The 10,269-nt window shown below is 74.8% G+C and carries 10 protein-coding genes; 6 read left to right on the top strand and 4 right to left on the bottom strand.

Going from position 1 to position 10,269, the window contains the following annotated elements; translation table 11 throughout:
* Positions 1-117: 117 nt before the first annotated feature.
* From ACI79U_RS09425 to ACI79U_RS09410, 4 genes are all read right to left on the bottom strand, one after another.
* Complete coding sequence (locus ACI79U_RS09425; protein ID WP_457066838.1) at positions 118-684, bottom strand: hypothetical protein; 567 nt, start codon at positions 682-684, stop codon at positions 118-120.
* Positions 685-694: 10 nt separating this feature from the next.
* Entirely contained in the window at positions 695-1,039 is a 345-nt protein-coding gene (locus ACI79U_RS09420; protein ID WP_457066835.1) for a PadR family transcriptional regulator, read from the bottom strand.
* 62 nt (positions 1,040-1,101) lie between these two features.
* Positions 1,102-2,622, bottom strand: coding sequence for a glycerol kinase GlpK (glpK, locus tag ACI79U_RS09415; RefSeq protein ID WP_457066832.1), 1,521 nt, complete (start codon positions 2,620-2,622; stop codon positions 1,102-1,104).
* A 128-nt stretch (positions 2,623-2,750) separates the two neighbouring features.
* Positions 2,751-3,506 carry an MIP/aquaporin family protein gene (locus ACI79U_RS09410; RefSeq protein WP_457066829.1) on the bottom strand — a complete coding sequence of 252 codons (756 nt, stop codon included), beginning with the start codon at positions 3,504-3,506 and terminating at the stop codon, positions 2,751-2,753.
* Positions 3,507-3,700: 194 nt separating this feature from the next.
* On the opposite strand from ACI79U_RS09410, the gene ACI79U_RS09405 reads away from it, so the two are divergent.
* The 6 genes from ACI79U_RS09405 (at position 3,701) to ACI79U_RS09380 (ending at position 10,234) form a co-directional block, all read left to right on the top strand.
* Entirely contained in the window at positions 3,701-5,431 is a 1,731-nt protein-coding gene (locus tag ACI79U_RS09405; protein WP_457066826.1) for a glycerol-3-phosphate dehydrogenase/oxidase, read from the top strand.
* Positions 5,432-5,509: 78 nt separating this feature from the next.
* The gene (locus ACI79U_RS09400) at positions 5,510-6,136 is read left to right on the top strand and encodes a TetR/AcrR family transcriptional regulator (RefSeq protein WP_457066823.1); all 627 of its coding nucleotides are present in this window, start codon (positions 5,510-5,512) and stop codon (positions 6,134-6,136) included.
* Between the two features lie 34 nt (positions 6,137-6,170).
* Complete coding sequence (locus ACI79U_RS09395; RefSeq protein ID WP_457066820.1) at positions 6,171-8,408, top strand: MMPL family transporter; 2,238 nt, start codon at positions 6,171-6,173, stop codon at positions 8,406-8,408.
* 28 nt (positions 8,409-8,436) lie between these two features.
* On the top strand, positions 8,437-8,670 hold the full coding sequence (locus tag ACI79U_RS09390; protein ID WP_457066817.1) for a hypothetical protein: 234 nt from the start codon (positions 8,437-8,439) through the stop codon (positions 8,668-8,670).
* Positions 8,671-8,724: 54 nt separating this feature from the next.
* Positions 8,725-9,663, top strand: a complete 939-nt coding sequence (locus tag ACI79U_RS09385) for a hydroxymethylglutaryl-CoA lyase (protein ID WP_457066815.1) — start codon at positions 8,725-8,727, stop codon at positions 9,661-9,663.
* Between the two features lie 49 nt (positions 9,664-9,712).
* Positions 9,713-10,234: a flavin reductase family protein gene (locus tag ACI79U_RS09380; protein ID WP_457066812.1), complete on the top strand. Its 522-nt coding sequence runs from the start codon at positions 9,713-9,715 to the stop codon at positions 10,232-10,234.
* Positions 10,235-10,269: the final 35 nt, after the last annotated feature.

The following is a 10,269-nucleotide window of genomic DNA, read 5'->3' as shown; positions in this document are numbered from 1 at the left end:
CCACCCCCCGCCCCCCCCCCCCCCCCCCCCCCCCCCCCCCCCCCCCCCCCCCCCCCCCCCCCCCCCCCCCCCCCCCCCCCCCCCCCCCCCCCCCCCCCCCCCCCCGCGCGACCGGGCTCAGCGGGTGAGCAGGCCGGCGGCCAGCGTCCCCAGCAGGAGGACCAGCGGGATGCCGATCAGGACGGCCACTGCCCACCTCGGGAGCGGCACCATGTCGGCGCCGGTCCGCGGGTCGGTGACCCGGGCCCCGGAGGTCTCCGCGCGCAGGGTGTGCACGACGCGGGCGACGCAGGCGCCCAGCGCCACCCCGGTGACCAGGAACACCGGCCAGGCGGGCAGCCCGAACACCGCTGTCCCGCCCGCGCCGAGGGCCCACAGTGCGTCGCTGAGCAGGAAGGCGCTGACGCCGATGGCGACCGTCGTCGCCCAGTCCTGCCAGGTCACCCCGCGCACCGCGTCGCGCCAGCCCTGGCTGGGCGGAGCGCCGATCGCGTCGGCCACCCGGTCGGCGTACTCCCTGGCCGGGCCGAACGCCTCACGCGGGTGCTCGCCGGTCTCGGCGACGTGGCTCTGCACCTCGGCGAGCACCTCGCCGATCCGGGCGCCGGGGACGTCGCGCATCCGCAGCCGCAGCAGCAGGTCGTCGCGCCAGCTCTGCTCGGTGTCGTTCGAGACCTTTCCCACGGCGGGCTCCTCAGGCGGGGACGGAGGGGGACGACAGCAGGCCGGCGGCCCGCTCGGTGAAGACCTGCCACTGCGCCGAGCGCTGCCGCAGCGCCTGGACGCCGGCCTCGGTCACGGTGAACACCTTGCGACCGGGGCCGCCGTCCCCGGCCTCCCAGGCGGCGGTCACCAGCCCCTCGGTCTCCAGCCGGGTGAGGATCGGGTAGAGGGTGCCGCCCTTGACCGTGCCCAGACCGGCCTCGGCCAGCCGGCCGGCGATGGCGTAGCCGTGGGTCGGCCCGTCGGCGACGACGCGGAGCACGCACAGCGACAGCACGCCGCGCATCCACTCTCCGGGCCACCGTTCCTCGCTCACGGAGTGGACAGTACGACTGACTAGTCAGCCGGGCAACCTACTGCGCAGTCGTGTCCCGGCGACTACTCGTCGTCCTCGTCGACCCAGTCCAGGCTCTTGGTGACCGCCTTCTGCCAGCTGCGGTAGTACCTGTCCCGCTGCTCGGCGGCCATCTGCGGCTCCCACCGCTTGTCCTCGGCCCACTTGGCGGTGAGCTCGTCGAGGTCGGACCAGAACCCGACCGCCAGCCCGGCCGCGTAGGCCGCGCCCAGCGCCGTGGTCTCGGGGATCTGCGGGCGGATCACCGGGACGCCGAGCAGGTCGGCCTGGAACTGCATGAGCAGCTCGTTGCCGACCATGCCGCCGTCCACCCGCAGCTCGGTGAGGTCGACGCCGGAGTCGGCGTTCATCGCGTCGAGCACTTCGCGGGTCTGGTACGCGGTCGCCTCCAGGACGGCGCGGGCCAAGTGCCCCTTGTCCACGAACCGGGTCAGCCCGACGAGGGCGCCGCGGGCGTCGGCGCGCCAGTGCGGGGCGAACAGCCCGGAGAAGGCGGGCACGAAGTAGGCCCCGCCGTTGTCCTCCACCGAGCGGGCCAGGTCCTCGATCTCCGGCGCGTTCCTGATCATGCCCAGGTTGTCGCGCACCCACTGCACCAGCGAGCCGGTGACCGCGATCGACCCCTCGAGCGCGTAGACCGGCTTGGCGTCCCCGAGCTGGTAGCACAGCGTGGTGAGCAGGCCGTTCTCCGACGGCACCGCCTCCTCGCCGGTGTTGAGCAGCATAAAGTTGCCGGTGCCGTAGGTGTTCTTGGCCATCCCGCGCTCGAAGCAGACCTGCCCGAAGGTGGCCGCCTGCTGGTCGCCCAGCGACCCGGCGATCGGCACCCCGGCCAGGAAGCCGGCCTTGCGGCCCCTCCCGTACTCCTCCGAGTTGGACCGGATCTCCGGCAGCATCGACATCGGGATGCCCATCTCCTCGGCGATCGAGGCGTCCCAGCTCAGCTTCCGGTAGTCCATCAGCATCGTGCGGCTGGCGTTGGAGACGTCGGTGAGGTGCAGCCCGCCGTCGGTGCCGCCGGTCATCTTCCACATCAGCCAGGAGTCGATCGTGCCCATGAGCAGGTCGCCGCGCTCGGCCGCCGCGCGGGCGCCGTCGACGTTGTCCAGGATCCAGCGCACCTTCGGGCCGGCGAAGTAGGTGGCCAGCGGCAGGCCGACGACGTCCTTGTACCGGTCGGCGCCGCCGCCCAGCGCGCCCAGCTCGTCGCAGATCTTCCCGGTGCGGGTGTCCTGCCAGACGATCGCGTTGTAGACCGGCTGCCCGGTGTTCCGGTCCCAGACCACGGCGGTCTCGCGCTGGTTGGTGATGCCGACGGCGACGATGTCGGCGGGCCCGGCGTCGCTGCGGGCGATCGCCTGGCCGACCACCTCCCGGGTGTTCCGCCAGATCTCCATCGCGTCGTGCTCGACCCACCCGGCGCGCGGGAAGATCTGCTGGTGCTCCTTCTGGCCGACGGACACCACCGCGCCGTCGTGGTCGAAGAGCATGCAGCGGGTGCTGGTGGTGCCTTGGTCGATCGCGGCGACGTAGGGACCGGGCATGGTTCCTCCTCGGCGGTGAGGGGCAGGGTGGCTCGCTCGCAGGGGGCGATTGTGGCCCCGGAGGGGCGCCGGTGGGGTGCGATCGGTCGTGCGCTCGGCCTGGTGTCCGGTTCGGCCGGGCACCCGGGTCAGATGGGCACCTGGGAGAACAGTCCGGCCAGGACGGCGCCGGTCAGCGGACCGACGATCGGCACCCAGGCGTAGCCCCAGTCGCTGCCGCCCTTGCCCCGGATCGGCAGCAGGGCGTGCGCGATCCGCGGGCCCAGGTCGCGGGCGGGGTTGATCGCGTAGCCGGTCGTGCCGCCCAGCCCCAGGCCGATGCCGGTGACGATCAGCGCCACCGCCAGCGGGCCCAGGTCGACCGGGGTGTCGCCGAAGCGCAGCACCAGGTAGACGAGGACGAACGTGGCGATCACCTCGCTCACCAGGTTGTCCGGGAAGCTCCGGATCGCCGGGCGGGTGGCGAAGGTCCCCAGCTTGGTGCCGGCGTCCTCGGCCGGGTCATCGCTGGTCGGCAGGGCGAAGTGCCGCCGGTAGATCAGCCACGCCAGCACCGCGCCGAGGAAGGCGCCGGTCAGCTCGCCGGCCACGTAGACCAGCGTGCTCGCGACCGTGACCGGCACCCCGGTCGCGTACTCCCCGGTGCCGCTCACCAGCAGGCCCAGCGTGACCGCCGGGTTGAGGTGGGCGCCGGAGCTGGCCCCGGCGAAGACCCCGGCGAAGACGGCGAGGCCCCACCCCAGGTGGACGCCGACCGCGGCGCCGGCGTGGCCGTAGGTGCGGACCAGGTTCACGTTGGCCACCACGGTGGTGCCGAGCAGGATCAGCACGCCGGTGCCGACGACCTCGCTGCCGAACACGGTGAGCAGGCCGATCGGCGCCATCCAGCGGTTCCCTTCCCCCAGGCGCGCGGGGCGGCGGCCGGGTGCCGGGCTGGAACGCTAGGCGGCGCCCGGGCGGGGCGCATCTCGTCCGCGCCGCCCTCCGGCGCGACGTCCTCCGGGCGTGGGAGCCCTCCGACGGGGGAGACTGGTCGCGACCCGCGGCCGCCCGGCCGGTGGCACCACGGAGGTGTGCGATGACCGCAGTTGCCCCGCTCGGCCCCCAGCAGCGCGCGCAGGCCTGGCGCGAGCTCGCCGAGGAACCGTTCGAGGTGCTCGTCGTCGGCGGCGGGGTGACCGGCGCCGGCGTCGCCCTGGACGCCGCCACCCGCGGCCTGCGGACGGCGCTGGTCGAGGCCCGGGACTTCGCCAGCGGGACGTCGTCGCGCTCGTCCAAGCTGTTCCACGGCGGGCTGCGCTACCTGGAGTCCCTCGAGTTCACCCTTGTCCGCGAGGCGCTGCACGAGCGCGACCTGAGCGTCACCCGGCTGGCTCCGCACCTGGTCAAGCCCGTGCCGTTCCTCTACCCGCTGACCCGCCGGGTCTGGGAGCGCCCCTACGTCTCCGCCGGCCTGGCGCTCTACGACGGGCTGGCCCGGATCGGGGCGCTGTCCACGCCGATGCCGGCGCAGAAGCACCTCACCCGCACCGGTGCGCGCACCGTCTTCCCCGCGCTCAAGCCCGACGCGCTGGTCGGCGCCGTCCGGTACTACGACGCCCAGGCCGACGACGCCCGGCACACCCTCACCGTCGCCCGCACCGCCGCCACCTACGGCGCGACCGTGCTCAACTCCGCGGAGGTCGTCGGCTTCACGCACGCCGGTGGCCGGGTCGTCGGTGCCCGGGTGCGCGACGTGGAGACCGGCGCGGAGACCGACGTCCGGGCCGAGGTGGTGGTCAACGCCACCGGCGTGTGGACCGACGACGTGCAGACCCTGGTCGGCGGCCGGGGCCGGTTCCACGTGCGGGCCAGCAAGGGCGTGCACATCGTGGTCCCCCGCGACCGGATAAACGGCGAGGCCGGGCTGATCCTGCGCACCGAGAAGTCGGTGCTGTTCGTGATCCCGTGGGGCAGCCACTGGATCATCGGGACGACGGACACCGACTGGGAGCTGGACAAGGCGCACCCGGCCGCCAGCCGGGCCGACATCGACTACATCCTCGAGCACGTCAACGAGGTGCTCTCCACGCCGCTGACCCACGACGACATCACCGGCGTCTACGCCGGGCTGCGCCCGTTGCTGGCCGGCGAGGACGAGGAGACCAGCCAGCTCTCCCGCGAGCACGCGGTCGCCCGGCCGATGCCGGGCGTCATCGCCGTCGCCGGTGGCAAGTACACGACCTACCGGCCGATGGCCGCCGACGCGGTGGACGCCGTCGCCGAGGACGTCACCCGGCCGGTCCCGCCCAGCGTCACCGAGAACATCCCGCTGGTCGGCGCCGAGGGGTACGCGGCGATGGTCAACTCCCTCGACGGGCTCGCCCGCCGCTGGGGCATCCCCCGCTTCCGCGCCGAGCACCTGCTCAACCGGTTCGGGTCGCTCACCCCCGAGCTGCTGGCGCTCGCCGCCGACCGGCCCGAGCTGCTGGAGCCGGTGCCGGGCGCGGAGGGCTACCTGATGGTCGAGATGGTCTGGGCGGTCGAGCACGAGGCGGCGCTGCACCTGGACGACCTGCTGGCCCGCCGCACCCGGATCTCGATCGAGACCGCGCACCGCGGGGTGGAGTCCGCCGGGCCGGTGGCCCGTGCGGTCGCCGCGTCGCTGGGCTGGGACGAGGAGCGGGTCACCGCCGAGGTCTCGGGCTACGCCGCCCGGGTGGAGGCCGAGCGCCTCTCGCAGGCCGCCCCCGACGACCAGGAGGCCGACGCCGCCCGGATCGCCGCCCCGGACACCCGCGCCGTCCTGGTGGGCCGCACCCCCAGCTGACCACGGTCCCGGGGGCAACGCACGTCACACCCGTCCCGAGTCCTCGATACAGAGCTGTATCCAATACAGTGCTGCATCGTGACGGCGACCGATCTGGAGCGGCCCAAGCGCCGCCGTGAGGCGACCGTCGAGCGGCTGCTCGACGCCGCGCTGGAGACCTTCGCCGAGCAGGGGTTCGCCGCGGCCAGCGTGGAGGACATCTGCGGTCGCGGCGGCTTCACCCGCGGCGCCTTCTACTCCAGCTTCCGCAGCAAGGACGAGCTGTTCGAGGCGCTGATGACCCGCGAGGTCGAGCGCGACCTGACCCGGGTCGCCGAGCTCCTCACCGGGCTGGCCGACGAGCCCGACCCGCTGGCCGCGGCGGTCGACCGGGTGCTCGGTGCCTTCCGCTGCGACCGCACCTGGGCGCTGGTGGTCACCGAGTACACGCTGCACGCCGCCCGGCACCCCGAGGCCGCCGAGGTGCTGCGCCGGCACGACGAGCAGGTCGGCGGCCGGCTGGCCGAGCTGGTCGACCGGACGGCCGCCGAGGCGGGGCTGACCTTCACCCTGCCCGCCGCCGACCTCATCGGGGCGGCCACCGCCCTGCTCAGCGGGCTCACCGTCATGTCGCTCACCGCGGAGGGCGACCTCGAGCCGCTGCGCCGCACCGCCCTGCTCACGCTCGTCCGCGGCGCGGTCTCCCCCGGGCCGACGTCCCGCTGACCCACCGACACCGATCCACCGACCAGGAGAACCGATGTCCACCCTGCTCTACCGGCTGGGCCGCACCGCCTACCGCCACCGCGCGGCGTTCACCGCGGCCTGGATCGCCGTGCTGGCCGCGGTCATCGCGCTCTTCCTCACCGTGGGCGGCGAGTTCGACGACGAGTTCACCATCCCCGGCTCGGAGTCCCAGACCGCGCTGAACCAGCTGCGGGAGGTCTCCCCCGCCGCCGCGGGCGCCGGCGCCGACCTGGTCTTCATCGCCCCCGAGGGCAGCACCGTCGTCGAACCGCAGTACGCCCAGGCGATCGGCGAGGCCGTCGCCGCGGCCGGGCAGGTCGACGACGTCGCCGCGGTGCAGGACCCCTTCACCACCCAGGCGATCAGCCCGGACGGCCGGGCCGCGCTGGCCACGGTCCAGTACTCCGTGCAGGCGATGGAGCTCGCGGACGACGCGCTGGAGGAGCTGCAGGAGGCCACCGCCCCGGCGGTGGAGGCCGGGCTCGAGGTCGAGGTCGGGGGTGGTGCGTTCAACGCCGGCGCGGTCACGGTCGGGCCCACCGAGCTGGTCGGCGTGGTGGTCGCCGTCGTCGTGCTGGTGATCACCCTGGGCTCGCTGCTCGCCGCCGGGATGAACCTGCTCATCGCCCTCGTCGGGGTGGGCATCGGGCTCACCGGTCTGCTCGCGCTCTCCGGCGTCATCACGCTGTCCTCCACCGCGCCCACCCTGGCGCTGATGATCGGCCTGGCCGTCGGCATCGACTACACGCTGTTCATCCTCAGCCGGCACCGCTCGCAGCTGGCCCAGGGCATGGCGCCGGAGGAGTCGGCCGGCCGGGCCGCCGGGACGGCGGGCTCCGCGGTCGTCTTCGCCGGGCTGACCGTGGTGATCGCGCTGTCCGGCCTGTCGGTCGTCGGGATCCCGTTCCTCACCGTGATGGGGCTCGGCGCCGCCGGCACCGTGCTGGTCGCCGTCCTGGTCGCGCTGACCCTGGTGCCCGCCCTGCTCGGCTTCGCCGGCGCCCGGCTGATCCCGCAGCCCGGCTCCCGGGCGCACCGGCGCGAGCTGGCGCTGGCCGCGCACGCCGACGCCCCGGCCACCACGGGGGGTGCCCGCTGGGCGCGGACGGTCACCCGGCGTCCGGCGCTGACCGTGCTCGGCGTGCTGGCCGCGCTGGTCGTCGGCTCCATCCCGGCCGCCCAGCTGGAGCTGGCTCTCCCCGATGCCAGCAGCGCCGGCGAGGAGACCCCGCAGCGGCAGGCCTACGAGGCGATCGCCGAGTACTTCGGGCCCGGCCTCAACGGCCCGCTGCTCGTCTTCCTCGACGGGCTGGACCCGGCCACCGCCGAGCAGACCGCCGGCCAGGCCGCGGCGGCCATCGGCGGCGTCCCGACCGGCACCCCGGGGGAGTTCGAGGGTGGGCTGGACGACGTCGCCTACGCCGCGCCCCAGGTGGTCGGCGACGGGACGGCGGCGATCGTCCAGGTCGTGCCGGAGAGCGGTCCGCAGGAGGAGGCGACCAGCGACCTCGTCGGTGCGCTGCGCGACCTGGGCACCGAGCTGGAGGAGCAGACCGGCGCGGACGTCGCGGTCACCGGGCAGACCGCCGTCGCGATCGACGTCTCCGACCGGCTGGCCGACGCGCTGCTGCCCTTCACGCTGGTCGTCGTCGGCCTGGCGCTGGTCCTGCTGCTGCTGGTCTTCCGTTCGATCCTGGTCCCGGTCAAGGCCGCGCTGGGCTTCCTGCTCTCGGTGGGCGTCTCCTTCGGTGCCGTCGTCGCGGTCTTCCAGTGGGGCTGGCTGGCGGACGTCTTCGGCGTGCCGACCACCGGCCCGGTGATCAGCTTCATGCCGATCCTGCTCATGGCCGTGCTGTTCGGGCTGGCGATGGACTACGAGGTCTTCCTGGTCTCCCGGATGCGGGAGGAGTACGTGCACGGGGCGGCGCCGCGTGAGGCGGTCGTCGGCGGCATGCGGCACGCCTCCCGGGTGGTGGTCGCCGCGGCGCTGATCATGTTCTCGGTGTTCGGCAGCTTCGTGACCATCGAGGACGTCACGGTCAAGGCGATCGCCTTCGGGCTGGCCGTCGGGGTGCTGGTCGACGCCTTCGTCGTCCGGATGACGCTCGTGCCCGCCCTGCTCGCGCTGCTGGGCCGGTCGGCGTGGTGGCTGCCGCGCTGGCTGGACCGGGTGCTGCCCGACCTGGACGTGGAGGGCGCGAAGCTCACCGCCCGGGACGACGAGCGGGTCCCGGAGCCGGTCGCCGGCTGAGGCATGGGGCATGGGGCAGGCTGGGCGCATGTCGAACCTCGTCGGACGAGAACTGCGCCCGCCTGCCCCTGCCGCCTCCGGCCGGCCCGCCGCGGATGCGCTGACCGGACCGCTGCACGCCGTCGCCGCCGAGCCCGGGGCGGCCGCCCGGGAGGCGGACGAGCAGGTGCAGGCGCTCTGCGGCGCGTGGGTCCGGGTGGTGCCGGTCGAGGACGTCCCCGACGACACCGGCCTGTGCCGCGCCTGCCAGTACGGCGACTGACCGGTTCCACGTGGAACGGGGCCGGGCAGGGGGAGGACGGGGCACGATGACCGCATGAACGACTTCGACCTGGTGCTGCCGGCGGCGGTCGACGTCCGGGAGGTCGGCATGCGCGACGGCCTCCAGCTGGAGGACCCGCTGCCGCTGGCCGACAAGCTGGCGATGCTCGAGGCGATCGTGGCCACCGGCGTCCGCCGGGTGGAGGTCACCTCGTTCGTCTCCCCGAGGGCCGTGCCGGCGCTCGCCGACGCCGACCAGGTGGCCGCCGAGCTGCACCGCTTCCCGGGCGTGCACTTCTCCGCGCTGGTGGCCAACCCGCGCGGCGCGGTGCGGGCGGTCGACGCCGGGGTGCCGCACCTGGAGTACGTCGTCTCCGCCGCCGACTCGCACAGCCGGGCCAACGCCGGGCGGGCCACCGCCGAGGCGCTCGCCGCGGTCGGGGAGATCGCCGGGCTGGCGCACGGTGCCGGCGGCTCGCTGGAGGTGGTGGTGGCCACCGCATGGGACTGCCCCTTCGACGGCCGCACCCCCATCGCCCGCACCGTCGACGTCGCCCGCGCCGCGGTCACCGGGGGCGCGGACGCCCTGTGCCTCGGCGACACCATCGGCACCACCACGCCGGCCCGGGTGGTGCGGCTGCTCGACGCCGTCCGCCGGGCCTGCCCGGGCACCCCGGTCGGCGTGCACTTCCACGACACCCGCGGCACCGGGCAGGCCAACGCGCTCGCCGCCGTGCAGGCCGGGGTCACCCAGCTCGACGCCTCGGTGGGCGGCCTGGGCGGCTGCCCCTTCGCGCCGGGCGCCAGCGGCAACATCGCCACCGAGGAGCTCGTCCACTGGCTCGCCGAGTCCGAGGTCGACACCGGCATCGACCTGGCGGCGGTGCTCGCCGCGGCCGCCGTCACCGAGCGCGCGGTCGGCCACCCGCTGCCCAGCTCGCTGTACCGGGCCGGTGGCCCGTCGGTGCCGCGCGGGCCGGTCCCCCCGTCCTGAACCCCGTCCCGAGCCCTGTCCCGGGCTGGGGCCGCCGGACCGTGGTGGGATGGGACGCGTGAGTGCCGACGTCCCCTCCCCCGTGGTCGACCCCCAGCTGATGCGCGACGTGCTGGGTCACTTCGTCTCCGGGGTGACCGTGGTGACCGCGACGGGCCCGGACGGGCCGGTCGGCTTCACCTGCCAGTCGTTCAGCTCGCTGTCGCTCGACCCGCCGCTGGTCGCCTTCGCCCCGGCCCGCACCTCGCGCACCTGGCCGCAGCTGCGCGATGCGGGCCGGTTCTGCGTCAACGTGCTCAGCGAGGAGCAGAGCGACCTCTCCCGGCAGTTCGCCCGCTCCGGCACCGACAAGTTCGCCGGGGTGCGCTGGGCGCCCAGCCCGCACGGGTCGCCGATGCTCGAGGGCGTGGTGGCCTGGATCGACAGCGAGCTGTGGGCCGAGTACGACGGCGGTGACCACACGATCGCCGTCGCCCGGGTGCTCGACCTCGGTGCCGACGCCAGCCGCACCCCGTTGCTGTTCCACCGCGGCGCGTACGGCCTGCAGCAAGCCCTGCTCGATCAGGGCTGAGCCCGGCTGGCGACGTGCTGGAGCGGCCCCCTCGC

The sequence above is a fragment of the Modestobacter sp. SYSU DS0904 genome (assembly GCF_054051115.1).
The sequence above is the reverse complement of the archived record's forward strand: the minus strand, read 5'-3'. Positions and strand labels throughout refer to the sequence as shown.